At 37.9% G+C, this 25,369-nt stretch carries 29 protein-coding genes; all 29 read right to left on the minus strand.

The window, feature by feature from the left end:
• Complete coding sequence (locus tag BMSHG_RS02050; protein WP_019152766.1) at positions 1-471, minus strand: chemotaxis protein CheW; 471 nt, start codon at positions 469-471, stop codon at positions 1-3.
• Positions 472-539: 68 nt separating this feature from the next.
• On the minus strand, positions 540-2,588 hold the full coding sequence (locus BMSHG_RS02055) for a chemotaxis protein CheA (protein WP_019152767.1): 2,049 nt from the start codon (positions 2,586-2,588) through the stop codon (positions 540-542).
• Between the two features lie 24 nt (positions 2,589-2,612).
• On the minus strand, positions 2,613-3,701 hold the full coding sequence (locus tag BMSHG_RS02060; RefSeq protein ID WP_019152768.1) for a protein-glutamate methylesterase/protein-glutamine glutaminase: 1,089 nt from the start codon (positions 3,699-3,701) through the stop codon (positions 2,613-2,615).
• 8 nt (positions 3,702-3,709) lie between these two features.
• On the minus strand, positions 3,710-4,573 hold the full coding sequence (locus tag BMSHG_RS02065) for a MinD/ParA family protein (protein ID WP_019152769.1): 864 nt from the start codon (positions 4,571-4,573) through the stop codon (positions 3,710-3,712).
• Complete coding sequence (flhF, locus tag BMSHG_RS02070) at positions 4,557-5,735, minus strand: flagellar biosynthesis protein FlhF (protein WP_019152770.1); 1,179 nt, start codon at positions 5,733-5,735, stop codon at positions 4,557-4,559. The genes BMSHG_RS02065 and flhF overlap by 17 nt, the downstream gene beginning before the upstream one ends.
• The gene (gene flhA / locus BMSHG_RS02075; protein ID WP_019152771.1) at positions 5,732-7,768 is read right to left on the minus strand and encodes a flagellar biosynthesis protein FlhA; all 2,037 of its coding nucleotides are present in this window, start codon (positions 7,766-7,768) and stop codon (positions 5,732-5,734) included. The genes flhF and flhA overlap by 4 nt, the downstream gene beginning before the upstream one ends.
• 127 nt (positions 7,769-7,895) lie before the next feature.
• Complete coding sequence (flhB, locus tag BMSHG_RS02080) at positions 7,896-8,993, minus strand: flagellar biosynthesis protein FlhB (RefSeq protein WP_019152772.1); 1,098 nt, start codon at positions 8,991-8,993, stop codon at positions 7,896-7,898.
• Position 8,994: 1 nt separating this feature from the next.
• On the minus strand, positions 8,995-9,771 hold the full coding sequence (gene fliR, locus BMSHG_RS02085) for a flagellar biosynthetic protein FliR (protein ID WP_019152773.1): 777 nt from the start codon (positions 9,769-9,771) through the stop codon (positions 8,995-8,997).
• Positions 9,772-9,775: 4 nt separating this feature from the next.
• The gene (gene fliQ / locus BMSHG_RS02090) at positions 9,776-10,045 is read right to left on the minus strand and encodes a flagellar biosynthesis protein FliQ (protein WP_019152774.1); all 270 of its coding nucleotides are present in this window, start codon (positions 10,043-10,045) and stop codon (positions 9,776-9,778) included.
• Between the two features lie 81 nt (positions 10,046-10,126).
• Complete coding sequence (gene fliP / locus BMSHG_RS02095) at positions 10,127-10,792, minus strand: flagellar type III secretion system pore protein FliP (protein WP_019152775.1); 666 nt, start codon at positions 10,790-10,792, stop codon at positions 10,127-10,129.
• On the minus strand, positions 10,789-11,457 hold the full coding sequence (locus tag BMSHG_RS02100) for a flagellar biosynthetic protein FliO (RefSeq protein WP_019152776.1): 669 nt from the start codon (positions 11,455-11,457) through the stop codon (positions 10,789-10,791). Before BMSHG_RS02100 ends, fliP begins: the two co-directional genes overlap by 4 nt.
• A gap of 80 nt (positions 11,458-11,537) precedes the next feature.
• A complete protein-coding gene (locus tag BMSHG_RS02105; protein ID WP_019152777.1) occupies positions 11,538-11,900 on the minus strand; it encodes a response regulator in 363 nt (120 codons plus the stop codon).
• 19 nt (positions 11,901-11,919) lie between these two features.
• Complete coding sequence (gene fliY, locus BMSHG_RS02110) at positions 11,920-13,182, minus strand: flagellar motor switch phosphatase FliY (RefSeq protein WP_019152778.1); 1,263 nt, start codon at positions 13,180-13,182, stop codon at positions 11,920-11,922.
• Entirely contained in the window at positions 13,172-14,170 is a 999-nt protein-coding gene (gene fliM, locus BMSHG_RS02115) for a flagellar motor switch protein FliM (RefSeq protein WP_019152779.1), read from the minus strand. The genes fliY and fliM overlap by 11 nt, the downstream gene beginning before the upstream one ends.
• A gap of 45 nt (positions 14,171-14,215) precedes the next feature.
• On the minus strand, positions 14,216-14,644 hold the full coding sequence (gene fliL, locus BMSHG_RS02120; protein WP_019152780.1) for a flagellar basal body-associated protein FliL: 429 nt from the start codon (positions 14,642-14,644) through the stop codon (positions 14,216-14,218).
• A complete protein-coding gene (locus tag BMSHG_RS02125; protein WP_019152781.1) occupies positions 14,634-14,855 on the minus strand; it encodes a flagellar FlbD family protein in 222 nt (73 codons plus the stop codon). Before BMSHG_RS02125 ends, fliL begins: the two co-directional genes overlap by 11 nt.
• A 55-nt stretch (positions 14,856-14,910) precedes the next feature.
• The gene (gene flgG / locus BMSHG_RS02130; RefSeq protein WP_019152782.1) at positions 14,911-15,792 is read right to left on the minus strand and encodes a flagellar basal body rod protein FlgG; all 882 of its coding nucleotides are present in this window, start codon (positions 15,790-15,792) and stop codon (positions 14,911-14,913) included.
• Positions 15,793-15,872: 80 nt separating this feature from the next.
• On the minus strand, positions 15,873-16,256 hold the full coding sequence (locus tag BMSHG_RS02135; protein ID WP_019152783.1) for a TIGR02530 family flagellar biosynthesis protein: 384 nt from the start codon (positions 16,254-16,256) through the stop codon (positions 15,873-15,875).
• Between the two features lie 14 nt (positions 16,257-16,270).
• Positions 16,271-16,921 (minus strand): flagellar hook assembly protein FlgD, encoded by a 651-nt coding sequence (gene flgD / locus BMSHG_RS02140; RefSeq protein WP_019152784.1) that lies wholly within the window; start codon positions 16,919-16,921, stop codon positions 16,271-16,273.
• Between the two features lie 11 nt (positions 16,922-16,932).
• Positions 16,933-18,258: a flagellar hook-length control protein FliK gene (locus tag BMSHG_RS02145; RefSeq protein ID WP_019152785.1), complete on the minus strand. Its 1,326-nt coding sequence runs from the start codon at positions 18,256-18,258 to the stop codon at positions 16,933-16,935.
• A 47-nt stretch (positions 18,259-18,305) separates the two neighbouring features.
• A complete protein-coding gene (locus tag BMSHG_RS02150; protein WP_019152786.1) occupies positions 18,306-18,893 on the minus strand; it encodes a MotE family protein in 588 nt (195 codons plus the stop codon).
• Positions 18,894-18,901: 8 nt separating this feature from the next.
• Positions 18,902-19,345, minus strand: a complete 444-nt coding sequence (fliJ, locus tag BMSHG_RS02155; protein ID WP_019152787.1) for a flagellar export protein FliJ — start codon at positions 19,343-19,345, stop codon at positions 18,902-18,904.
• Positions 19,342-20,667, minus strand: coding sequence for a flagellar protein export ATPase FliI (gene fliI / locus BMSHG_RS02160; protein ID WP_019152788.1), 1,326 nt, complete (start codon positions 20,665-20,667; stop codon positions 19,342-19,344). The genes fliJ and fliI overlap by 4 nt, the downstream gene beginning before the upstream one ends.
• Before the next feature lies 1 nt (position 20,668).
• Positions 20,669-21,442, minus strand: a complete 774-nt coding sequence (gene fliH / locus BMSHG_RS02165) for a flagellar assembly protein FliH (protein WP_148346785.1) — start codon at positions 21,440-21,442, stop codon at positions 20,669-20,671.
• Complete coding sequence (gene fliG / locus BMSHG_RS02170; protein ID WP_019152790.1) at positions 21,426-22,442, minus strand: flagellar motor switch protein FliG; 1,017 nt, start codon at positions 22,440-22,442, stop codon at positions 21,426-21,428. Before fliG ends, fliH begins: the two co-directional genes overlap by 17 nt.
• Before the next feature lie 12 nt (positions 22,443-22,454).
• A complete protein-coding gene (fliF, locus tag BMSHG_RS02175) occupies positions 22,455-24,053 on the minus strand; it encodes a flagellar basal-body MS-ring/collar protein FliF (protein ID WP_019152791.1) in 1,599 nt (532 codons plus the stop codon).
• Between the two features lie 58 nt (positions 24,054-24,111).
• The gene (gene fliE / locus BMSHG_RS02180; RefSeq protein WP_019152792.1) at positions 24,112-24,423 is read right to left on the minus strand and encodes a flagellar hook-basal body complex protein FliE; all 312 of its coding nucleotides are present in this window, start codon (positions 24,421-24,423) and stop codon (positions 24,112-24,114) included.
• Between the two features lie 15 nt (positions 24,424-24,438).
• The gene (flgC, locus tag BMSHG_RS02185; RefSeq protein WP_019152793.1) at positions 24,439-24,888 is read right to left on the minus strand and encodes a flagellar basal body rod protein FlgC; all 450 of its coding nucleotides are present in this window, start codon (positions 24,886-24,888) and stop codon (positions 24,439-24,441) included.
• A gap of 2 nt (positions 24,889-24,890) precedes the next feature.
• A complete protein-coding gene (flgB, locus tag BMSHG_RS02190) occupies positions 24,891-25,286 on the minus strand; it encodes a flagellar basal body rod protein FlgB (protein WP_019152794.1) in 396 nt (131 codons plus the stop codon).
• Positions 25,287-25,369 lie beyond the last annotated feature (83 nt).

A 25,369-nucleotide genomic window follows, 5' to 3' on the forward strand; every position in this document is an offset into this window, starting at 1 on the left:
CTAGCCTTCTATCTTATTGTCTACTCTTATTTCATCTCGATTCAGAACTTTCTCAAGGTCTAATAATATGAGTAAACGTTTATCGATTTTCACGACGCCACTTATGTACGCTACTTCTATAACACCAACAACCTCTGGCTGTGGTTCAATCGAGTTGACCTTGACATCAATTACATCATTAGCGGAGTCAACGATCAAGCCCACCTCCATCTCATCAATCGCCACGATAATCACTCTTGTGCTTTCTGTATAGCTGACTTCTTCAAGTCCAAAACGCAACCGTAGATCAATAATTGGGGTTACGACTCCTCTAAGATTGATAACCCCCTTCACATATGGAGTCAATCCAGGTACTCTCGTAATATGATCCACTTTTTCAATCGAGTTGACTTTATCTACGGGAATGGCGTATTCCTTCTCTTTCAACTGAAAAACAATAAATTTAATATCTTCTGCTAATGTTTCAGTCATTTTCTTCACACCTTCCTTTTAAAGGGGGGTCCTCCACATAACGAGTGGAGGATATTTCATTTGTCTATTTATTTGATTAGTGCATTACAATCGACAATTAAAGCTACTTGACCATCACCGAGTATCGTCGCTCCTGAAATGGCAAAAACATTCGTTAAGTAGTTTCCGAGTGATTTTAAAACGACTTCTTGTTGACCAATAAAGGAATCAACAATTAATCCTGCCATTTTATCACCTTTTCTCACGATAACAACAGAATAGAATTCATCCTCTTCTTCTTGGCTAGGCACTTCGAAGATATCTTTTAAAAATAATAGAGGTACGACCTTGCCACGGAAATCAATCACCTTTTGATTGTGTGCATTTAAGATTTCATCTTTTTTAACAATCGCTGTCTCGATAATTGATGAAAGTGGAACTGCGAACTTTTCTTTCTCAATTTCAACAAGCATAACTGAAATAATGGATAGAGTAAGCGGCAGTTGAATCGAGAATTTAGAGCCTTTCCCTTCGATCGATTCGATCGAAATGGCCCCACCTAATGATTCAATTGTGTTTTTAACAACATCAAGGCCAACACCGCGCCCAGAAACATCTGAGATTTTATCCGCTGTCGAGAATCCTGATGCAAAGATTAACTCAAAAACTTCCTTATCAGATAGAGTTGTTGCCATTTGTTCACTGATGATCCCATTCTTTATCGCTTTTTCAAGTACTTTTTGTTTATTGATTCCTGCTCCATCATCGTCAATTTCAATGAAAACGTGGTTTCCACTATGGAAAGCCTTTAGAACAACTGTGCCTTCATCATTCTTTCCATTCGCTTTACGAACCTCCGGAGTTTCTAAACCATGGTCAAGTGCATTGCGAATAAGGTGAACAAGTGGATCGCCAATTTCATCGATTACGGTTCTGTCTAACTCAGTTTCTGCACCGATAATTTCTAGGCTAACCTTTTTACCTAAATCTCGAGCTAATTGTCTTACCATTCTTGGGAAACGATTAAAAACGGTTTCTACAGGTACCATTCTCATATTAAGAATAATATTTTGGAGATCGCCTGTAATTCTAGACATTCTCTCGACTGTTTCATGAAGTTCCTGATTTTTCAAATCATTGGAAATTTGTTCTAATCGACCACGGTCAATGACAAGTTCTTCAAATAGGTTCAGCAGGATATCAAGTCTTTCGATATTCACTCTGATCGTTTTGTTGTTAGCTTGTTTCGCTGTACTTGTTTGCTTTTTTTGTTCCTTTTCAGCTGGAACAGTAGCTGTGGCTGTAACTTCTTCAACTTTATTGGTTTCTTCTAGAGCGGTTACATTCGTTAACTCTTTCTTGTTGCGAATGCCTTCAAGTGAAATGAAGTTGATCTCCACTTTTTCCACTTCAGAAACCTTCATGATTTTTTTCTGTAAATCGTCTGGATTTTCTTTCGAAACGATCGACACGGTGAATTCTTGATCAAATTGTTCTTCTTCAAGTTGATCAACTGGAGGATTGGATTTTATCACTTCTCCAACTTTTTCTAATACTTCAAACACCATATAAACTCGTGCAGCCTTAAGGAGACAATCTTCCCTTAACGCTATCGTAATTTCATATGCTTCAAACCCTTGTTCCTTTGATTGTTCAAGCACTGTGTATTCAAATTCATCATAGTCACTTTTAAACGAAACTGAGGCAGCTGTTGCAGTAGCTGCAACTTCAGCTTGAGACTGGGCTTGAGTAGGGCTTTCACCTTTTTCAATTAGTTTCAGCTTTTCCACTACTTCTGTTACGTTTCTTTTTCCATCGCCGCCATCTGCAATAGAAAATACCATTGCTTCTAAATCATCCACCGCTTGAAATACAACATCTAATAATTCAGGTGTGACCGATAATTTATGATTGCGTATAGCGTCAAGGACATTTTCCATTTGATGGGTTAAACTAGCAAGATCCTCATAGCCCATCGTTGCAGACATGCCTTTTAATGTATGGGCAGAACGGAAAATGTCATTAACGATGTTTAAATCTTGTGGATTTTTTTCCAGATCGAGCAAACGCTCATTACAGCTTTGTAAATGCTCTTTGCTTTCTTCAATAAACACTTCAAGGTACTGGTTCAATTCCATTTTCTTACCTCCTTTTGGCATAACTTAAACATATTTCAAAATCGTTTCAGCAATCTCGTCCACATTTTTAATCTCATCGACTAAATTAGTGGCAATCGCCGACTTTGGCATTCCATACACAATCGAAGTCACTTCTGATTCTGCGATCGCTGTAACATGCCCTTTTTTCTTTAACTCGACTAGCCCTTGTGAGCCATCAGCACCCATTCCAGTCATAATCACAGCAATTTTTGTATAGTCCGAAATATCACTGATAGAATGAAACATAATATCGACAGATGGGCGATGACCACTTTTCGGAGGTATGCTCATATCAAGTTGAATCTTTAACTTTCCTCCTACCTCATTGACTAGTAAATGATAGCCTCCTGGAGCGATATATATCGTACCTTTTATTGCAAATTCTCCATCCTCTGCCTCTTTCACATGACATTCAGATAGAGAGTCCAGCCTTGTTGCAAGACTTTTTGTAAATCCTGCAGGCATATGCTGTACAACAAAGACGGCTGCATCTAGGTCTTTCGGTAACTTTGTTAAGACTTCTTGTAGGGCTCTTGGCCCACCTGTTGATGTCCCTATACAAATTATTTTTTTAGAAAAGCTTTTTTGAACAGAACTTAATTTCTGTTCCTTTCGTTCTATTTTACTACATTCTTTCGATGTTCGAATAGTGCTTTTTGTATATGGCTTATTTTTCATGACCACAGCCATATTGGCTTTACTGGCCGAGAGTACTTTCTCAACTAATTCTTCTTTGACTTTAATTAGGTCTAGGGATATAGGACCAGAAGGCTTTGTAATAAAATCGATCGCCCCATATGATATCGCTAGCATCGTATTTTCAGCACCGAGCTGCGTGGTGCTCGATAACATTAAAACCGGAACTGGATGTTCTTTCATGATCATTTGAAGTGCCTCTAATCCATTCATCACTGGCATTTCAATATCCAACGTTACGACATCTGGTCGTAACGTCTTAATTTTTTTTAATGCATCTTCTCCGTTTCGAGCTGTGCCTATTACATCTATGGAAGGATGTTCTGATAAAAAATCATGTATCAGTTTTCTCATGAATGCTGAATCATCAACAATAAGCACTTTAATTTTTGGCATTTCACGCACTACCTTTCAAAGAGTAATCTCTTTAGCTTTGTCACAAAACGGAAACCATTAGATGGTTGCATTACGTTAAATTTAGCTTGTTCGTATCTTTCTGTAAGTTCCATTAACGCTTTTGAAGCAAGAGATTTTGTTGCTAATATAAATGGAGTTTGTTTTGAAACAGCAAGTCTAATTGATTGATCATCTGGAATCATTCCGAGAAGCTTTAATTCACGCCCGAGAAATTTCTGAGTAACAGAATTAAGTCGATTAAATGTCACTAGTCCATCATTTTTCTCAAGTGTTCGATTAACAACTACTAAAAAAGGGACTCTATCATCTTGCATATGTATATGTTTTAACATTGCATAGCCATCGGTAATTGAAGTAGGCTCAGGTGTAGTGACAAGAATAATTTCATCAACAGAGAGAATAAACTGAAGCGTTTCTTCCGTGACTCCTGCTCCCATATCAAAAATGACATAATCATACTCATTTAAGACAGATGAAAATTCCTCAGTAAACTCATCCAGCATGGTTCTATCTATTTTAAAGAGTCTGTTTAATCCTGTACCGCCAGCAATATAATGGAGATTCTCAGGTCCTTCCGAAACAATATTTTTCAATGATTCATTCTTTTCAAAGAAGTCAACGATGGTAAATTTTGAAGACTTTCCTAATAAAATATCAATGTTTCCCATCCCGACATCCATATCAAATAGTAACACTTTATAGCCTTTATGACATAAAGAGATGGCAAAGTTTAACGAAAAATTCGATTTTCCGACTCCACCTTTTCCACTTACAACAGCAAGAGACTTCGTCTCCCTTAGATTAGTTAGATCGTTTAAACGTCTTCTTAGTGCTTCAGCTTGATCTCTCATCCATTTCATCCCCAAGAGTCAATTTGGTAACTACATCCGCAGAAGCAGATATCTTATCATCAGGTACATCTTGACCATTTGTTAAATAAGCGACACCAATTTGATATTTCTCGATCATGTTATACATCGCACCATAGGTTGCTGTTTCATCCATTTTTGTAAAGATAAACTGTTTGATATCAATACTCGAGAACTGCTTAAAAATTTCTTCCATATCACTTTGTTTGGAAGTAAGCGACAATACAAGGAAGGTTTCCATCTCATTTTCATAATCGATCGTCGTCTTAAGCTCCTTCACATAACGTGAATCACGAAAATTACGTCCAGCTGTATCAATTAACACGACGTCATAATCCTTGAAAGCATCACAAGCTTTCTTAAAATCATCCAAATTGTAACAAACCTCTAACGGAACAGAGAGGATTTTTGCATAGGTCTTCAATTGCTCGATCGCAGCAATCCGATAAGTATCTGTTGTGATTAATGCCACTTTTTTTTGGAATTTTAAGATCGAATCTGCTGCAATTTTTGCTAATGTCGTCGTCTTCCCTACACCTGTTGGTCCCACAACATTTACATATTTTTTTGTAAAGGAAATTTCTCCAAATGTACATTTCGAGATTCGCTTCGTCATGATCTCCTGACACCATTGCTTTACATTTTCCGTTCCGGAATTTGCTCGATTGATATACCATTTTTCTAAGAGTGCACCCATCAATTCGTTACGAATATCGGCATCAATTCCCTGAGTGCTGAGTAAATGATTAACATGCTGGATCGATTCTGGAAAAATCCCACTTTCTATTCTTGGGACAGACATCGTTTGAATCATTTTCTTAACCTCTGCTAATTCCTTATTTAGTTCAGTAGATAAATTTTCTTTCCCTTTATTTTGAACATTATTAAGGCTCGCACTTGGTTTCTCTTTCGACTTGTATATCGGTGGGATATTGGTTGGTTTCTCTTTTATCTTAGGTTCTCGGTTATTTGTTACTTGATCCATTGCGGCGATCACTTCAATACTTCTTTTTCGAAAGAGTCCTAAGAATCCACCTGTATAAACAATTTTTGAATTCAATATTACGGCATCATTGCCTAATTCAGCTCGTATCTTTTTCATTGCTTCAGGCATTGAATTTGCCACGTATTTTTTTACCTTCATTCGATATTCACCACCCCTACACTTTGTACCTCCACATTGGCTTCTAGTTCGTTATAAGACAGGATTGGAATTTGCGGAAAATAACGTTCCGTTAACTGTCTAATATACATACGCACGGCTGGTGAACACAAAACAATCGGTGTTTGTTCCATTAAAGAAAGTTGCTCTACCTGACCAGCAATAGACTCTAAAATGGATTGAGAGACATTCGGATCAATGGATAAATAATTGCCATGCTCTGTTTGTTGAATCCCATCAGCAATGATTTTCTCAACTTTACCAGACACGGTTACGACCTTTAGAACTTGACCATTAGAACTATATTGGTTGGTGATTTGTCTTGCCAAAGCTTGACGGACATACTCAGTTAGTAAATCAGTATCTGAAGTTACTTTGCCAAAATCAGCCAACGTCTCAAAAATAATCGGTAAATTACGAATGGAGACATTTTCTCTTAATAGCTTACCTAGTACCTTTTGTACTTCGCCAACAGAAAGTGGATTTGGAGTCACTTCCTCTACTAAAATTGGGTAACTCTCTTTTATATGGTCAATCAGTTGTTTTGTTTCCTGTCTTCCAAGAAGCTCATGTGCATTTCCTTTTATAATTTCCGTAATATGTGTAGACACAACAGATGGTGGGTCGACAACCGTGTATCCAAAAATCTCAGCTTGTTCCTTCATATCTTCTGTAATCCATTTTGCAGGAAGTCCGAAAGATGGTTCTACTGTATCAATTCCTTCAATCGAATCATCTTCAACCCCTGGACTCATCGCCAAATAATGATCAAGAAGGAGCTCGCCCCTTGCCATTTCATTCCCTTTGATTTTTAGCCTATATTCATTAGGTTGGAGTTGGATATTATCACGAATCCGAACAACAGGAATGACTAGACCTAATTCAATCGCTAATTGTCTCCTGATCATCACAATACGATCAAGCAAATCCCCACCTTGGTTTGAATCAGCTAATGGGATTAGTCCATAACCAAATTCAAATTCAATCGGGTCGACATTTAGAAGGCTAACAACACTTTCAGGACTTTTCATTTCATCTGTTTGAATATCCTCTTCCATATCCTCTAGTTGTTCTTTCGATGTTTCAGGAACTTTTGACATACGATATCCACCGATAAGCATTAAACCACCTACAGGCAAGGTTAACAACGCACCGATTGGTGTGAATAAACCTAATAAAATAATCGTCCCGCCTGTTACATATAGCATCTTTGGATAAGAGAGGAGTTGTTTCGTAATATCCTGTCCAAGATTTCCATCAGAAGTAGCGCGTGTAACAACAATACCGGTAGCAGTTGATATTAACAAAGCCGGGATTTGGCTAACGATTCCATCTCCTACTGTAAGGAGCGAAAACTTTGTTGCTGCTTCGGCAATTGGTAAACCTAATTGCGTGGCACCAATGATGATTCCAAATAGTAAATTGATTAACGTAATGATAATCCCAGCAATAGCGTCTCCTTTAACAAATTTACTCGCCCCGTCCATGGCACCGTAAAAATCTGCTTCTCGACTGACTTTTTCACGGCGTTCCCTTGCCTCATGCTCAGAAATCATGCCAGCATTTAAATCAGCATCAATACTCATTTGCTTTCCTGGCATCGCATCTAATGTAAATCGTGCTGCAACTTCTGAAACACGTTCTGACCCTTTTGTAATAACGATAAAATTGATGATGACCAATATAATGAATACCACTAACCCGACAACAACATTGCCACCTACCACGAAGGAACCGAATGTTTCAACAACATTTCCAGCATCCCCTTTAGATAAAATGGAGCGGGTTGTTGATACATTTAATCCTAATCGAAATAAAGTAACCAATAAGAGCAATGAAGGAAACACCGAGAATTGAAGTGGTTCACTCATATTCATTGAAATCAGTAAAATTAGGAGAGCTAGCGATATATTCACAATTAAAAGGATACTCAAAACCCATGTTGGAAATGGAATGATGAGCATCGCCACTATTAAAATGACGCTTAATAATACAATTAAATCTTTAGCTCGCATGGTGTTTCCCCCTAATTGAATAGCGTAAGGCACTGACATTATGGAGAGCCTTTTTTAAACCGATTTATTAAACAGTGCCTTTTGCTAAACGAAAAGAAAATATATGAACAGGGATTACTATGTCCTGCTATGACAACAACTGCTTAAATTTTTTCTTTGTTCGATATACAAATGCTAAGATTTCAGCGACTGCCTTAAAAAACTCCTCTGGAATAGCGTCACCTACTTCAGTTTGACTATATAAAGCTCTTGCTAATGGGCGATTTTCTACCAAGACGACATCATTTTCCTTCGCAATATACTTAATTTTTTGAGCAACATAATCAACACCCTTTGCAACAACTAATGGCGCATCGCTTTTATGTTCGTCATATTTTAAACATACCGCAAAATGGGTAGGGTTTGTAATAACTACATCAGCATTTGGAACCTCTTGCATCATTCGTCTCATCGCCATTTCACGTTGACGCTGTTTAATCTTCGACTTAATCAACGGATCCCCTTCAATGTTTTTATACTCATCCTTGATGTCTTGCTTTGACATTCTAATATTCTTTTCGAAATCGTATTTTTGATAGAGGTAATCTAATATTGATAAGACTATTAGTAAAACAGATGCGATTAATCCCATTTGTACAGTTAGGTTGGCAATGGTTGCTAGACCTGCACCTACCGATTTTTCTGCCAGGATTAAGATCTCCTCTTTTCGAAACCACAGAACGGAAAAGGTAGCCACTCCAACAAAGGTAATTTTCAAAATAGACTTTAATAACTCAACAAGTGCTCTTATTGAAAAAATCCTTTTAAACCCTTTAATCGGATCTAATTTCTCCAATTTGGGCTGAATCGTTTCAGTTGAAAAGAGAAAGCCAAATTGCATATAATTGGCTGCTACACCAGCAACCATCGCCACCGCCATAATCGGAGCAAGAACAAATACTAACTCTTGGAGAATATCCAATAGGATCATTTGTATATTATTTTCCGTTAAGTCTAAGCCAATATACTGTTGGTAAGAATGACGGAAAATATTTAGCAACGATTCAAAAAAAAAGTTCCCTGCAAATAGAAGGATAAGAAAGACGGCCAGTAACACAATCGCCGTGTTCACATCTTGACTTTTTGCCACTTGCCCTTTTTTTCTACTATCCAGTCTTTTTTTCGGTGTCGCTTTCTCTGTCTTCTCCCCAGCAAAGAATTGTAAATCTACTTTTATCCATTCCATGTTATGCACCCCCAATGAGATCCATAAGACCCCTCATTGTACCGAGCATCGTTTCGAACAGCTGTGAAACAACGCCCATCATGATGGCCATAACCAAAAAAATAACGATAAAGCTGACACCGATTTTCAACGGTAGACCGACAACAAATACGTTTAGTTGGGGAACCGTTCTTGCGACAATCCCTAATGCAACATCGACCAAAAATAAGCTTCCGACAACGGGCAGTGACATTTGTAATGCAATCATAAACATATAACTAAAGGATTGGACAATATACGCTACCATATTTTCATTGCCAAACGGGATCCACGGTTGGTCGATCGGAATAAATTGATAGCTATAATAGACGCCATCAATCATAAGATGATGGCCGTTTACACTAAGTAAAAATAACAAGCTAATAATATAGAAGTACTGACCAGTTAAAGGGCTTTGTGCGCCAGTTTGTGGATCAATGACGTTGGCGATCGCAAATCCCATTTGAAAATCGATAAAGCCTCCAGCTGCTTGGATCGCTGATAACATTAGATAAGCGATAAATCCTACCATTAAACCTACAAGTGCTTCCTTCATAATTAATAAAAAGTAGGCTCCGTTAATTTCGAAAGCCGGTGCTTCTATCGTATAGAACATTATCCAAGCAAGAAAAAAACCAAAACCAATTTTATGACTTGTAGGAATCGTTCGATACGAGAACAGAGGCATCATAATGAAGAATGATGTAACCCTCACAAACACAAGTAAAAAAGCAGGAAAATCGGGAAGAAAGTCTACCATAACATCAGCCTACAAACCTCGTTAAATTAGAAAAAATATTGTTCGCATAAGAAAGCATTTGGCTTAGCATCCATGGTCCAAAGAAAACAATACCTAATAATACAGCTACGATCTTGGGAACAAATGCTAATGTTTGCTCTTGAATTTGCGTCGTTGCCTGAAATACACTGACAACCAAACCGACCACAAGAGCCAATAGCAAAAGTGGTCCACTAATGATCAAAACAATCCAGATTCCTTGTTCTGCTATCGAAATAACACTTTCTGGAGTCATCAGAGTTTCACCTACTTTTTCACTCATAAAAAACGGATAAGCATCTTACTTTATAAGGTGCCGTTATATGTAATAAATTATTTAAAAGCTGTCCAATAAAGATTTGACCACTAAGTACCAGCCATCAACAAGGATGAATAATAGAATTTTGAAAGGCAAGGAAATCATGACCGGAGGCAGCATCATCATTCCCATCGACATCAGAACACTCGCTACGACCATATCAATGACGAGAAACGGAATAAAAATCATAAATCCTATTTGAAAAGCTGTTTTAATTTCACTGATTGCAAATGCAGGTATAAGGGTTGTTAATGGAATATCTGCTATCGACTCAGGACGCTCTGCCTGTGAATACTCGAGAAACAATGCCAGATCCTTCTGTCTTGTATGAGCACTCATAAATTCCTTTAATGGCAATGATGCACGCTCATAAGCCTCATCAAGCGTAATCTCCTCATTGAACAACGGAGTTAAAGCCTGTTGATTAACCTCACTAAAAGTAGGCGCCATAATAAAAAAGGTTAAAAACAAAGATAAACCAATGATAACTTGGTTTGGTGGCATTTGCTGAGTGGCAAGCGCCGTTCTGACAAAGGAAAGAACAATGACAATTCTAGTGAATGATGTCATCAGCACTAATATACTTGGAGCCAAGGACATGACGGTTAGAAGTAAGATAAGCTTAACTGATGTCGAAACATTAGCAGGGTCACTAGTGTTAAAAAACTCCATAAACTCATTCATTTATCTTCTGGCCCTTTCTTATCCATTTCATCAAACAGCTTCTTTCTTTGTTTCGAGATCTGATCTAGCTGTGTTTTCAAGAGTGAAGAAAAAGTATTTTTTTCTTTATTCTGATCCTGCTTTTGAAAAGATTTTGTTCTTTCAAGTACCTTTGTCACAATATCGCTTGGGCTTGTTAATTGTTCGAGTCTTTGATTATGTTCCTCAATGATTTGGCGAACTTCTTCTTCGTCTTCTACCTCTTTCAATAATTGGATGTTCTCTCCAACCCCAACAACTAGAATTCTTTTCCCTACTTTAATCATCTGTATAGAACGATTCGATCCAACAGATGTTCCAGCAATATTTTGAATAAGTTGAGAATCTCGATAACTGATGTTCCTTTTATTAATAAACCTAAGTAAAAAATAAAGAAGTGCAATAACAAAAAGGGTGGCTACAATCATTTTTACAAAATCCCAAATCGTAATCCCCACTGTGCTACTTTCATCAACAACTTCAGTATCCGTAATCTCTAGGGGATCGGATTCTTCATCAACCGTCTGTTCTGGCTCAAGCCAATTTTTAACACTATCGTCCGTTTCTGCTTTAGCTACTATATTAAATCCGAAAAGTACTACAACTAAAAGAAGAAGAACTCTAACGGATTGTTGAATTACTCGCAACTGTATGCACCTCTATTTATGTATTCATTTAGAGAGAATGAAAGGAAATTTAGGCGGCATAAAAGCCGCCATTGTTAACATTATCCTAACGTTTTTGAGATCGCCTCAATCACTCGATCCGCTTGGAATGGCTTTACGATAAAGTCTTTTGCTCCAGCTTGAATAGCGTCGATAACCATTGCTTGCTGGCCCATTGCTGAACACATAATGACTTTTGCACTAGGATTTAATTTTTTAATTTCTTTTAATGCTGTAATTCCATCCATTTCTGGCATTGTAATATCCATCGTCACTAAATCAGGGTTCGTTTCTTGATATTTCTCAACTGCTTGTGCTCCATCTGCAGCTTCTCCAACCACTTCAAAACCATTTTTCGTTAAAATATCTTTGATCATCATCCGCATAAATGCTGCATCATCTACAATTAAAATTTTGTGTGCCATTAATAGAATCCCCCATTGTTTATCTAAGTTTATTTAATCTGTCGCTCTGACTAATGATATCTGTTACACGGACCCCAAAGTTCTCATCAATTACAACCACTTCGCCCTTTGCAATCAGGCGACTGTTTACTAAAATGTCAACCGGCTCCCCTGCCAATTTGTCTAATTCAATAATTGATCCAGGCGATAATTCCAGTATTTCTTTTACAGACCTCTTCGTTCTTCCAAGTTCTACAGTAACCTGAAGTGGAATATCGAACAACATATTTAAATTCTTTGCTTCAGATTCTTGAAGTTGATATTGATCAAAATTTGAGAACACAGCAGGTTGTACAGCTGGTGGTGGTCCACCTTGGAACTGTGATCCATAATGCTGCGGTCCTGTCGGTTGTTGTGTCATTGGTTGCTGCATTGGCGGCATTTGGTATCCTGTTGATGTCGAACCCTGTTGGTGGTTAGATTCACCATATTCTGGCATTATTACTTGCTTTTCCGAAACTGAACTAGGATTCCCTTGTTGAGTATGCTGAGTTTGAACGACTGGTTCCGCATGAACGGGTTCGGTTGTCGTAGAAGCTTGTTCTGTTACAGATGTTGGATTCAACAATTCTGCAACTAAATCTTTCGCAAACTCAAGTGGAACCAATTGCATGATGTTCGAGTCGATCAACTCTCCCACTTTCAGCCTAAAAGATACCTTTACAAGCATATCCTCGTTTGGAATCTTTTCTGTTCCTTCACCATGTTGGAGATCTAGCATATCAATCGTTGGCGGAGAGATGTCCACCCTTTTACTAAAAATTGTCGACATTGAAGTCGCAGAAGATCCCATCATTTGATTCATCGCTTCTTGGACAGCGCTAAGCTGGATTTCCCCCATAAGCTCAGCAGGATTTAACCCATCCCCTCCAAGCATTAAATCAGCAATAATAGCCGCATCCTCTTGTTTGATAACGAGTAGGTTTATTCCTGAAAAACCTTCCGTATATTTTACTTGGATGGCTACATAAGGGTGTGGAAACTCATCCTGTAAATCACGTTTTGAAATGACTGAAACGGTTGGTGTTGTAATATCAACTTTTTGATTTAACAAAGTTGATAACGCAGTTGCGGAACTCCCAAAGGAAATATTTCCAATTTCACCTAATGCATCTTGTTCCATCAGTGTCAAATAGTCTTCCACATTGGCTGTACTATTTTTTTCATCATCTAGCTCTACTTCATCTGTTCCTTTTAATAACGCATCTATTTCATCTTGAGAGAGCATATCATCACTCACCATTGTCGTCTCCCCCCTTCAATGTCTCTAAAATTTGAACTGCAATTTTCTTGTTCAGTTTTCCTGCTTGTCCTGCAAATTTAGGAACTTCAGCTACTTTGATCGTCAATGGGTTTTCAATATGTTGTCGTAATTCAATCACATCTCCAACGTCCATCATAAGAAAATCCTGTATCGTAATTTCTGCCTCTCCCAATTCAACCGCAACTGATAAATCTGCTCTTTTTAGACGGTTTTCTAATAGTGCCACTTCTTGCGGTTCTCTATCCTTCTTGTCTGTTTGCATCCAATAATGAACCGAAAGCTTTGGAATAATTGGTTCTAAAACGACGTGAGGGATACAAATATTGATCATCCCTGTTGTTTCTCCAATCGTCGTGTTTAAAGAAATCACGACCACCGTCTCATTCGGTGAAACCATTTGTAAAAACTGAGGATTCACTTCAAAATCAGCTAGCATTGGTTCAATATCTTCGAGTGTTTCCCACGCTTCACGTAAATGCTCAAAAGAACGTTCAAACGTTGTCGTCATAATTTTTGTTTCAATTTCAGTTAGATTTTCTACTTTATTAATGCTGCTACCCTTACCACCCATCATTCGATCCATCATAGCATAAGCGATGTTCGGGTTTACTTCCATCAGAATTCTTCCATCTAATGGTGGGACCTCGAAAACATTCAAAATCGTCATTTTGGGAATGGAGCGAATAAATTCTTCATATGGAATTTGATCGGCTGACGCAACAGAAATTTGAACATAGGTTCTTAACTGTGCTGAGAAAAAAGTTGTAAGCAACCGAGCGAAATTCTCATGAATACGAGTTAAACTTCGAATTTGGTCTTTTGAAAAGCGTAAAGCCCTCTTAAAGTCGTACACTTTGACTTTTTTCTCATTAGTTTCTTTCTTTAGTTCATCAGCATCCATTTCTCCAGTTGAAATAGCAGATAATAAGGCATCAATTTCACTTTGTGATAAAACCTCTCCGGACATGAATCCTCACCTCCATTCACATACAATGTTCATTTTTTTCTAAAATTATGGGAGGAGTGAGCCGGTGATATATACTTTCTCCACTTTTCCGTCCATCATCACTTCATTGATTTTATCTTTTAACTCATCTTCAAGATTTTTCTGACCCTGTGAACCTTGAATATCTTTTGGGCTCTTTTCAGATAGTGTATGGATAATAATGTTATTTACTTGAAAATCTCTTTTTTCTAATTCCACTTTTGCCTTCTTACTATCTGTTTGAATTTTAAATGAGATACGGATAAAGTCATTTCCAGCTAAATTTGTTGTGATTTCGGGAATGTCTACCGAATATTCCAGCACCTCATCAATGGTAGGTCCATCTGTTTTTTCAGCACCAGTCACCTTAAGGACAACTACTACTGCAACAGCCCCAACAAGGGTAATGGTGATTAGAATAATTAACATAATCATAACAAGCTTATTATTTTTCATACTCTGGGCCCTCCAACTGTTGAAGTCCAAGAAGGTTGACAGTTTGATAGAACTTGATTACTAACTGTACTACCTCTTCTTCTGATTCCTTCACTACGTATTTACGCCCATTTGAAAGAGTAATCGTCGTATCAGGAAAGGATTCAATTGTTTCAATGTAAATTGCATTAATGACATAAGGTTTTCCATTTAATCTTGTAACATTTATCACGGTATTATTCAGGACTGAAGACTCTTTATCACTTCAGTCCTGTTCCCCCCTTAACCTATCGTTTTAAATTTACAAGCTCTTGAAGAATTTCATCAGAAGTTGTGATGATTCTAGTATTCGCTTGGAAACCACGCTGTGCCACAATCATTTCTGTGAATTCCTCTGAAAGGTCCACATTTGACATTTCTAAGGCACTTGCAACAATCGCACCGGCTCCTCCATCTTTCGGAGCATTTCCAATAGCTAGACCAGAGTTGGCAGATTCTTTAAATAAGTTATCGCCCGCTTTTTGAAGTCCTTCGCTATTATCAAACTTCGCTATAATCACTTGACCAGCCAGTTTGATTTGTCCATCCTCAACATATTGAACTTCACCCTTATCAGAAATACTAAAGCTTTCAGCAGTTGAAGGAATTCTCATTCTAGTATAAAGAGAAGTATCAATTGTGTCAGGTAGTTGATTGCCATCGTCATCTACACCACCAGAGCTAGAAGCAAAACCTTGTAAATAAAGTCCATCTGAGTTCACAAGATAGCCTTCATCATCTAAATAAAAATTTCCTGCTCTTGTAAAGCTTTTATCTAATTCAGCAAAGTTTGTATCCGCATTCCCACTATTTGGTGCAAGGACAAAATATCCATCACCAGAAATAGCTAAATCAAGTCCTCTTCCTGTTGTTTGGATACTACCTTGAGTATGAATCGTATCAATCGCAGCTAGTGTAGAACCTAAACCAACTTGTTTTGTATTAACCCCTCCTAGCGTTGCTGAAGGAGCACTAGCACCTGCTACTGTTTGAGAAATCATATCTTTAAAGTTAACGCGACCCTTTTTAAATCCAAATGTATTTACATTGGCAATATTATTCCCAATAACATCTAATTTTGTTTGGAAGTTTTTCATTCCGCTTATTCCTGAGTACATTGAACGTAACATTGAATTATTTCCCCTTTCATTAGCTGCTTCAATCAGTCCGCAGCTCTGGCCTCCTGTTTAGGTCCAGCCATTCATTTAAGTTAAAGGACAATCGTCCCATTAATATTAGTGAAAATTTGTGTTGTTGCTTCTTGTCGATCCATTGCCGTTATGACCGTGTTATTTTTGGCACTCACAATCAGAGCCGCATCATCCATGAGGACAAGGGAATCTTTGATTCCTAATCTTTTCGCTTCATTCACTTTCTCTTCGATAAGCTCCCAGCGTTGGTCAGTTATATGAATATCTCGCTGTTGCAATCTTTCTTTTGCATGCTTACTCAAAACCAACTTACTATCTCCATGTATCGCCTGCTGAAAATGCAACGCAAAAGAATTACTTGGTGCAGGGTTCGATCTCTTAGTTTGAATTCGCTGATTAGCAATCGGCTGTGATTGTATTGGTCTAAAATTAGACTGTTCCATCCAACCAACCCTTTTTATTCAATTTTCGTCATTTGTTGTGAAGTAATCTTTGTTTCATTTTCATCATCAAGTTGATATAAAATTTTTCCATCCTTGACAGAAACGGACTTCACGAGTGCTGACATCTCTTCCTTCGCTTCATTTAAATAAGTGATCATTTTTCCAATTAACATACTCGCTTGAATAAGATTGTTTTCACCTGATACCGAAGAGGTTCCATTTACGCCAGAAATATTGGCTGGTTCTAGAATTGTTCCATCTTCAAGAAGCAATTCGACAGTTCCATTTTTAAATTGCACAGATTCAACTTTGCCTTTCCCTTCAAGAATGGTCGGTTCAGCGTTCGGATCTTCATTTGAGTAGGATAGCTTATGCCAATTTACTTCTTTCCCTATAAATTGATTGTAGGAAATAAGGTTGCTTTGCTCCTGTGTACTAACAAAGCTTTGCAAGGCAGTACTCATATTCGTCATTTGCTCTAACGAAGAAAACTGAGCCATTTGGGCAATAAACTCTCGGTCCTCCATGGGACTTGTTGGATCTTGGTTTTGCAATTGAACCATTAAGATTTTAAGGAAGTCATCCTTACCTAAAATATTTGATCCAGTATTTTTAACTTGTTGTTGCGATGATAAATATAAAGATGAATCAATGGTATTCGTCATCTGTTCACCTCCTATACTTCTTGATTTATGAGCGCTTCTTCCAATGACGAAACAAAAGTATGTTCATCAGCATTAGATTGGCTTTCACGATTTTGCTCATGTTGTTCTTGTTGTTGTTGCTGTGATTGTTGTTGCTGTTCTTTGTTTAAAAATCTCTCCATCGATTGATTCGCCGATTGGGTAATTTCAAGTTTGTCTACTTGAATGTTTTGTGAAGCAAACGCATGTTTTAAATTTTGAATATGTGATTCAAGTGTCTCCTTCGCTAACTTCGTTGTCGCAAGTATTTTTGCAACCATCCCCGCATCCTTTTGAATAAGCTCGATTCTTAAGGCACCTAAATGTTCAGGGTTTAATTTGATCAGTAGCTTTTGGGAACCACCTATATTGGAAAATTGACTTTTTGCTAAAATATTTTCAAATTGCTTGATTAAATCATTTGCTCCTGTCGGTTTTCCAGTTTGTTGCTGAAGTGTCATCGTCAATTGCTCAGCCTTTGATATTTGATGGAATTGGACTATTCCATTAACAGGCTCGGTCTTTACTGACAACGTTTTAGCTTCAGTAGAAACTTCTCCTAAAAGCTTGCCTAGAGGATCTTTGTTATTTTGATTAAGCTCTGAAGCTACCGCTGAAAAAGTTTTCAGTACATATTCTTGCCGGCTATTCTGCTTTGCGAAATCATCCTTTTGACTTAAATTAGCTGACTCTAAAAATCCTTCTAGTTTTTTCGTCAATTGCTGGACCAAATCTTTAAGTTGCTTTTGATCATTCGTCATATTCAGTTCAGGTGCAAGCAGCTCAAATATCTTCACTATTTTCACAAGCTGAACCATATCTTTTTGGGCAACGCCATTAAGATCATCAAGAGGGAAGGCGCTTATTTGAGTCAACATCGCTAACAAATCTTCTAGTTTGATTGGTTCAGATTGATTTGGATTTGGTTCAGAAATCTCATCTTCAAGCGGCATGCTTGAATTTTGTTGGAATGACTGGATTAATTCCTTTACATTGACATTCGATTCAATAGTTTCAGCAATGATTTGTAGTAATTCTTCAGGGCTGCCTGCTGATTGAGCTTGTCTCAATAAATTTAACCCATCTTCTACATCAAGAATATCCTCTGCACCTAAAAAATCTATTAAACCAATTAGTTCCTCTGTTGGAATGTCAAGTGAGCGTTGCTCTGCTAAAGGATTATTTGTGCCCTGTGACGTGCTGCCCTCCGCTAGGAACAAGCTAACAAGATTTTTAAAGCCGCTTTCTCCGGTAGATAATGTCCCTTCCTTTACTGATGAAGAGATTGTATTAAAAAAACCAATACCTCCGATTGTCATTATTTCACCTCCTCTCAAGTTTTCCATCGTTTAAAAGAACCCATTGCTTATTCATTTGTCAGCAATTCAGTATATTTCGCTGCCTCTTCAGGCTGAAGATTTTCCATAATGGCTGCTAGATTATCCGACTTTATACTTGAAAGTATTTGCAATGCCTCTTGTTCTTGCATTTTTGAAATAATAGGCGCAGCTTTTTTGGCAGACATCGTTTCATATGTTTTTACAATATCTTTGAATGCTCGTTTATTTTCGTCTTGAATCGCCAGAAGCTCATCAATTTGTAATTGAAGTTGCTCAATTTCTAAATTAGTTCGTTCAATCTCCGAGTCTTTTCCCTCAAGCTCCGATTGAAGCTTTTCAATTTGAGCTTCCTTGTCCTGTATTTGGCCTTCGAGCTCAATGGTATTGGCTTCAAGTTCTTCCATCGTTTGAGTAGGCTCTTCCTTTATCATCTCAGAAAGAAATGGAACCTTCTGACTATATTCCTTCGCCTTTTCAAATACATTAACACCAGCAACAGAGAAAACAATCAGCATCACTACGACGAGAAATAATAATGGGATAAGGCCCGTGTAGAGAAACCATTGAAATTTATTCGCTTTTTTTTCTACTATTCTCTCGGCTGTCTTTGCCATCAAATCACCTAACTTCCCCGGTTCATATAGACTTGAATCGAGATATCATCCATTTGTTTACTCTCAGTTGCCTTTAAGGATTTGAGAAATTGTTCGAAATCCTTTTCACGAATTTTTTCAAATTTTTTCACTTCAATGTTTTTTTCCATTAGCTTCTCTTGAAATAAACTCATTCGATTTCGAGCATTAATAACCATTTTTTGATAGTGATTTATTGTTTTTTCTAGATTCCCAATAAATTGCTGGTGATGGCGAATTTCCACAATCGACAAGCCTCTCTTTAGACCTGTGGATTGAAAATCCTCAAGCTCTTCTTTTTTTCTTAAGAGTTCATATAATTTTTCGGCAACTTCTTCAAATTTTTTAACGGCGTCCTGGTAAGAAGATAAAGCTTCATCCTTCTCCCTTTCCTTCAAAGCTAGTACTCTTGCAAATTTATAATGATAAGTCATCGGATTATCTCACCTTTTCCCATTAACTCATAAAGCGCATTTAAGCTATCTTGAAACGATGCCTTTTCATCCGTTTCCTGTTTTAAGAAACGAATAATATCTGGGTATAAACGAATGGCTTCATCAATTTGTCTTGAGGACCCCTTTTTATAGGCTCCAATATTGATTAGATCCTCTGAATTTATATAAGTACTCAAAAGTTCTCTTAGCTTTTCAGCTGATTTACGATGTCCATCAGGAACGACATTGTTCATAACTCTACTCACACTTTTTAAAACATTAATGGCTGGATATTGGCCTTTATTGGCAAGGTCCCGATCTAAGACGAAATGTCCGTCCAATATACCACGTACCGTATCTGCAATCGGTTCATTCATATCATCACCATCTACTAAAACAGTATAAAAAGCAGTGATAGAGCCTTTCATATTTGTTCCTGTTCTTTCCAAAAGCTTGGGAAGTATCGCAAAAACAGAAGGTGTATAACCTTTCGTAGTAGGCGGTTCACCAATTGCAAGCCCTACTTCACGCTGGGCCATCGCTACCCTCGTTACTGAGTCCATCATTAACATGACATTCAAGCCTCGGTCACGAAAGTATTCAGCTATTGCCGTCGCCGTAAATGCTCCTTTAATCCTCATAAGAGCAGGTTGATCTGAGGTTGCGACTACAACAATCGAACGAGCCAAGCCTTCAGCTCCTAAATCTCGTTCAATAAATTCCCTTACCTCACGACCCCGCTCTCCAATTAAAGCAATAACGTTTAAGTCAGCTTTCGTATTCCTAGCCACCATTCCAAGTAAGGTACTCTTTCCGACACCACTTCCAGCAAAAATACCGACCCTTTGTCCTGTACCGACTGTTAATAAAGAATCAATCATTCGAACACCTACTTCAATTGATTCAGAAATCGGTGGGCGTTTTAATGGATTAGGCGGCTCTTGTTCTGTTAATACCGGCGAGAGGCCTTTCGGCAATTCTTCCCCATCTAAAGGTTGTCCCATCGAATCAAGGACACTCCCGATTAAATCTGGCCCGATTTTAATTTCAAGCGGCTTATGACTTGCCTCGACTAAACTCCCAGGAGAAATGTCATTAACTGTTGTATAGGGCATTAAAATAATATTTTCATCTTTAAAACCGACTACTTCTGCTTTGATTTTTCTTTTCTGTTTATGGCCGACATGAATATAGCAAACATCACCTATTGAACTTTCTGGACCTTGAGATTCAATCATCAGTCCTACAACCCGTTTGACTCTACCGTAGTGTTTGTATGTGTCTATATGGTTAATTTGCTCTATTACGCCAGCTAATTTCACTTTATTCACTCTCCAACAATTCGAATAACTTTGCTTTAATCTCCAAAAGCTGTTGGTCTACGCTTGCGTCAATTCTTCCATTGGCTGACTCGATGATGCAACTATTCTGGGATAACTCTCCATCTGGATAAATATAAACTTCCGTCTCCTTCGGGAAGATTTTAAGCAAATCTTCTTTTTGAGATAGTAAAAACTCATAATGGAGCGGATTTACATGTAATTGCACTTCACGATACTCTCTCGCTTCCTTAAGTGCTCGTTTCACAATACTTATAAAGTGCTCCGATGTTCCATCAAGATGTTCACCAAGGATTCGCTCAGCCACTTTCAACCCTATTTCTAAAATCGTCGGTTCAGATTGTTCAATTGTGCGCTGGTAATCAGACTTCGAGCTTGTTACGGTTTGTTTTGCCAGATCAATCAAATCGAGCATTTCTCGATATCCTTCTTCTTTCCCTTGAAGAAATCCCGCTTCATAACCACTTTCCTTCGCCTGATGGGTAAGTATTGCAAGTTCTTCTTCCCAACGAATTCGTTCTTGTTGTAATTGCTCCTGCAGTTGCTTTTGATGAGCATTTGCCTCAGCAATTATTTGGTTTGCTAGTTTCTTTGCCTCGTCTAAAATTGCTTGTTGTTGGATCGAGATTATATTATTGGACGGCTCTAGATTACTCTCTTCGGTTTCTGTCTTGAACTTTCGAATCGAGATCACTTTGTTTTCTTGCTGTTCACTATTTGACCAGCTAGATTTAATAAGCCTAGACAATAATATCATCTCCTCCGCCACGAGCGACTACGATCTCACCAGATTCTTCTAAGCGGCGAATAATCGCAACAATTCTCGACTGGGCCTCTTCAACGTCGCGTAAGCGAACTGGCCCCATATATTCCATTTCTTCTTTAAATGTTTCAACCATGCGCGTTGACATATTTTTATAAACAATATTCTTCACTTCATCACTAGATACTTTAAGGGACAGCATCAGGTCTTCATTTTCACAGTCACGGATAACACGTTGAATAGCTCGACTATCAAGAGTAACAATGTCCTCGAAGACAAACATCCGTTTCTTGATTTCCTCAGCAAGCTCTGGATCTTGAATTTCTAAAGCATCTAAAATCGTTCTTTCCGTAGCTCGGTCTACCCCATTAAGCACTTCAACGACTGCCTCTACACCGCCAGTTTGCGTATAGTCTTGCGTAACAGTTGAAGATAGCTTTCGTTCCAAAATCTGTTCAACTTCATTAATGATTTCTGGAGATGTACTGTCCATGACGGCAATTCTTCTCGCCACATCCGCCTGCATTTCCTGTGGTAATTCTGATAGAATTTGGCCCGCTTGAGTCGAGTCCAAATAAGACAAAATTAAGGCGATGGTTTGCGGATGTTCATTTTGAATGAAATTGAGAATTTGTGCAGGGTCTGCTTTTCTTGCAAAGTCAAATGGACGAACCTGTAATGACGATGTCAGTCTATTAATGATGACGGCAGCTTGTTCCGTTCCGAGTGCTTTCTCAAGGACCGTTTTTGCATAGCCAATACCACCTTGAGAAATGTAATCTTGCGCCAGGGCTAGATTATGAAATTCCTCCATAATCTCTTCTTTTGCATGAGAGTCGACTTTTTTTACACCAGATATTTCTAATGTTAATTTTTCGATTTCTTCTTCACTTAAATGCTTATAAACAGACGCAGATACATCAGGGCCTAGTGATATGAGTAGAGTGGCTGCCTTTTGTTTACCAGTTAATTCTCTTTGTTCTCTTTTTACCAACTGTCAAACCTCCTAGTCTTCCGAGATCCACGTCCTTAATAATTTTGCAAAGTCTTCAGGACTTTCTTTTGCCATTTTCTCAAGTTGTTTTCTTCTTAAGCTTCCTTCAGTTTCTTGCTCTTCATTTACATCAGCAATATTTACTTGTGGACCATCATCATAAACTTCTTCAAATTCTGCTTCTTCCTGACGTTTTTTACGAGCACGTAAAAATAAGAAAATAAGAAGAATAATGATTAAAATTAATACTCCACCTAAAACATATACCCACCAAGGTAAAGCCGTTTCAGGTTCGGTTGTAAATTGTGTCTTTCCATTAAACGGTTGAACGGATACGACTACTTTTTCTTGTATGTCTTCATCCGTTAATTCTCCCTCGACAGCATCCTTATTGATAGTTGTTCGGACGATTGTACTTAACATTTTCGTGATATCGTCTACTCTCTCCTGTGGCAAAGAAGTTTCATCATCAGCAACTGGCGGTTCAACCATCACTTGAATTCCTAAATCTCTTATTTTATATGGACTTTCCACTATTTCTTTGCGAATTTTATTTACTTCGCTATTAATCGTCTCTTCTATTCTTTCATAATCGCCATTTCCATTTGCTCCAGCTTGGTACGTACCACCTAAAGCATCAGCTGGATCTTCAGCTGCCGGAACACCTCCTGCTCCAGCACCTTCACCAGTGAAAGTCTCAGTAATTCTCTGGGCACTAATCGCGATTCCTTCCATATTCTCCTCATCAACAGGAGTAACAATATTTTCTTCACGATTCTCTTGAGTAAAATCGATATCTGCTGTTACTGAAACAACAACTTTATCTTGACCCATTAAAGTACCAAGCATGCTTTGAACTTGACGTTGCACATCCCGTTCGATCTCTTTTTTAATACCATTTTGAGCAGTGAAAATATCTCCTGAAGAATTTTCATCATTTTTTTGATCAAAATACTCAAAGTTTTGGTTAGAGATGACGATATTATCTGTAGAAAGATTTGGCACACTTTTTGAAACTAGATGATATAAGGCATTGATCTGCTTTTCTTCAAATTGATAACCAGGTACGGTATTCAATATTATTGCTGCAGTAGCTTCTTCTTTTGCATCATTAACAAAGATTCCTTGAGTAGGAAGCGTGATCATCACTCGCGCATCCTTGATTCCTTCAACACCTTTTATTAAATTCGCAAGTTCTGTCTGCATCGCATCAAGTTTCATGACATTAAACTCATTATCTGTCATACCAATTCCAGCATTTTGACTAAAAAACGAATAATCAATACCCCCGGACTTTGGCAACCCCTCTGCGGCTAGCTCCACGATAAGCGTATCTGCTTGTTCTTCGGGAACACTAATGGTAGTGCCCCCATCAGATATTTCATACTTTATTCCTTTTCCATCTAGGTTTTCTTTAATTGTACCTATTTCGGTTAAAGATAAATCTTTATATAACGGGACCATATTGGTTCTCGTAGCAAACACTATGACCAAGGAAAGAACGATGATTAATAACAGAATAGATCCGATTATGATCATCTTGTGTTGTTTAGAACGCCCATTCCAGTATTCTTTTAAATTGTTTATATATCTCTGAAACGAAACTGTCATTCTCATCCCCCGGTTGTTCTGTCAAATTGTAAAAAAAATCACATATTCACCAAGTCTACTAAACTTGCATTCTCATTACCTCTTGGTATGCCTCTACAACCTTATTTCGAATTTCCATTGTTGCTTGGAGAGTGACGCTTGCTTTTTGACTTGCAATCATAACTTGATGTAAGTCCACATTCTCTCCTTTTGCTAGCTTATCGGTCATCACGTCCGATTGTACTTGCGCTTCATTCACTTTTTCAATTGATTGTTTAAGTACGGACGCAAAACTCTTTTGTGCTTCGTATGGTGTAAGTGAAGAGGTCTTAGCCTCATGATTATTTATCGGCAATACTTTCGATACATTTGGAAACGATACATTCGTCATTTAAGATAGCTCCTTTTATTTCCCGATTTCTAAGGCTTTCATTAACATTCCTTTAGATGCATTTAGGACCGTAACGTTTGCTTCATAAGAGCGTGTTGCGCTGACCAAGTCAACCATCTCTCGTAAAGGGTCAACGTTCGGCATCTGTACATAGCCCAATTCGTTAGCATCGGGATGTTCTGGATCATAGACTTCTTTAAAAGGAGTATCATCCTCAACAATTCTTGAAACTTGAACTCCATTTCCAGCTTCATTCTTATTCATCGCAACATTTAAAAACGAAGAAAATCCGCCTTCCTTCGGTTGAAGTTCAACCGACTTACGACGATAAGGAACCCACTCTCCATTTACTTGCGTTGCTCTTGTAGAGTCGACATTTGCCATATTTGATGAGATGACATCCATTCTTAATCTTTGTGATGTCAGCGCTGAAGCAGAAGTATTCATGCTATGGAAAATAGACATTTTTATTTACCTCCTTTTATAACCGATTGCAACGTCTGGAACTTTCCGCTAATTCTTTCAGTCAATGCGTTGTAATAGATTTGGTTAGTAGCCAAATCAGCCATTTCTTTGTCGATATCGACATTATTTCCATTATTGTTATATGATGTACCATTATTCGTTGTAATAGTGATTCCTGCTGATGAACTACCTTGAAAATCAAAATGTCTCATATCCGTTCGCTTCGCTGTCATTGAAGCCTGTTGGGCAGTATCTAACGCGGATTTAAAGCTCACTTCTTTAGCCTTATAATTAGGAGTGTCAGCATTTGAGATATTTTGAGCAATTACCTTCTGTTTAGTAGAAGAATAGTTCAACGCATTCTCTAGTGTTGAAATAGTATTAGAAAACAGCTTCAATTTTCTTCACCCCCGTCATTATAATTTATCCGTGTTAAGGAATTTTGTAGAAGAATGTAATATTTAGATGAAAAATGTAACAC

Origin of the sequence: Robertmurraya massiliosenegalensis JC6 (assembly GCF_000311725.1) — a bacterium.
GTDB classification, from domain to species: domain Bacteria; phylum Bacillota; class Bacilli; order Bacillales; family Cytobacillaceae; genus Robertmurraya; species Robertmurraya massiliosenegalensis.

Bases quoted from the DNA above. Each gene is read 5' to 3' on its own strand.
- BMSHG_RS02050 (WP_019152766.1), bottom strand. From the start codon at position 471: ATGACTGAAACATTAGCAGAAGATATTAAATTTATTGTTTTTCAGTTG.
- BMSHG_RS02055 (WP_019152767.1), bottom strand. From the start codon at position 2,588: ATGGAATTGAACCAGTACCTTGAAGTGTTTATTGAAGAAAGCAAAGAG.
- BMSHG_RS02060 (WP_019152768.1), bottom strand. From the start codon at position 3,701: ATGCCAAAAATTAAAGTGCTTATTGTTGATGATTCAGCATTCATGAGA.
- BMSHG_RS02065 (WP_019152769.1), bottom strand. From the start codon at position 4,573: ATGAGAGATCAAGCTGAAGCACTAAGAAGACGTTTAAACGATCTAACT.
- flhF (WP_019152770.1), bottom strand. From the start codon at position 5,735: ATGAAGGTAAAAAAATACGTGGCAAATTCAATGCCTGAAGCAATGAAA.
- flhA (WP_019152771.1), bottom strand. From the start codon at position 7,768: ATGCGAGCTAAAGATTTAATTGTATTATTAAGCGTCATTTTAATAGTG.
- flhB (WP_019152772.1), bottom strand. From the start codon at position 8,993: ATGGAATGGATAAAAGTAGATTTACAATTCTTTGCTGGGGAGAAGACA.
- fliR (WP_019152773.1), bottom strand. From the start codon at position 9,771: ATGGTAGACTTTCTTCCCGATTTTCCTGCTTTTTTACTTGTGTTTGTG.
- fliQ (WP_019152774.1), bottom strand. From the start codon at position 10,045: ATGACTCCAGAAAGTGTTATTTCGATAGCAGAACAAGGAATCTGGATT.
- fliP (WP_019152775.1), bottom strand. From the start codon at position 10,792: ATGAATGAGTTTATGGAGTTTTTTAACACTAGTGACCCTGCTAATGTT.
- BMSHG_RS02105 (WP_019152777.1), bottom strand. From the start codon at position 11,900: ATGGCACACAAAATTTTAATTGTAGATGATGCAGCATTTATGCGGATG.
- fliY (WP_019152778.1), bottom strand. From the start codon at position 13,182: ATGGTGAGTGATGATATGCTCTCTCAAGATGAAATAGATGCGTTATTA.
- fliM (WP_019152779.1), bottom strand. From the start codon at position 14,170: ATGTCCGGAGAGGTTTTATCACAAAGTGAAATTGATGCCTTATTATCT.
- fliL (WP_019152780.1), bottom strand. From the start codon at position 14,644: ATGAAAAATAATAAGCTTGTTATGATTATGTTAATTATTCTAATCACC.
- flgG (WP_019152782.1), bottom strand. From the start codon at position 15,792: ATGTTACGTTCAATGTACTCAGGAATAAGCGGAATGAAAAACTTCCAA.
- BMSHG_RS02135 (WP_019152783.1), bottom strand. From the start codon at position 16,256: ATGGAACAGTCTAATTTTAGACCAATACAATCACAGCCGATTGCTAAT.
- flgD (WP_019152784.1), bottom strand. From the start codon at position 16,921: ATGACGAATACCATTGATTCATCTTTATATTTATCATCGCAACAACAA.
- BMSHG_RS02145 (WP_019152785.1), bottom strand. From the start codon at position 18,258: ATGACAATCGGAGGTATTGGTTTTTTTAATACAATCTCTTCATCAGTA.
- BMSHG_RS02150 (WP_019152786.1), bottom strand. From the start codon at position 18,893: ATGGCAAAGACAGCCGAGAGAATAGTAGAAAAAAAAGCGAATAAATTT.
- fliJ (WP_019152787.1), bottom strand. From the start codon at position 19,345: ATGACTTATCATTATAAATTTGCAAGAGTACTAGCTTTGAAGGAAAGG.
- fliH (WP_148346785.1), bottom strand. From the start codon at position 21,442: ATGATATTATTGTCTAGGCTTATTAAATCTAGCTGGTCAAATAGTGAA.
- fliF (WP_019152791.1), bottom strand. From the start codon at position 24,053: ATGACAGTTTCGTTTCAGAGATATATAAACAATTTAAAAGAATACTGG.
- fliE (WP_019152792.1), bottom strand. From the start codon at position 24,423: ATGACGAATGTATCGTTTCCAAATGTATCGAAAGTATTGCCGATAAAT.
- flgC (WP_019152793.1), bottom strand. From the start codon at position 24,888: ATGTCTATTTTCCATAGCATGAATACTTCTGCTTCAGCGCTGACATCA.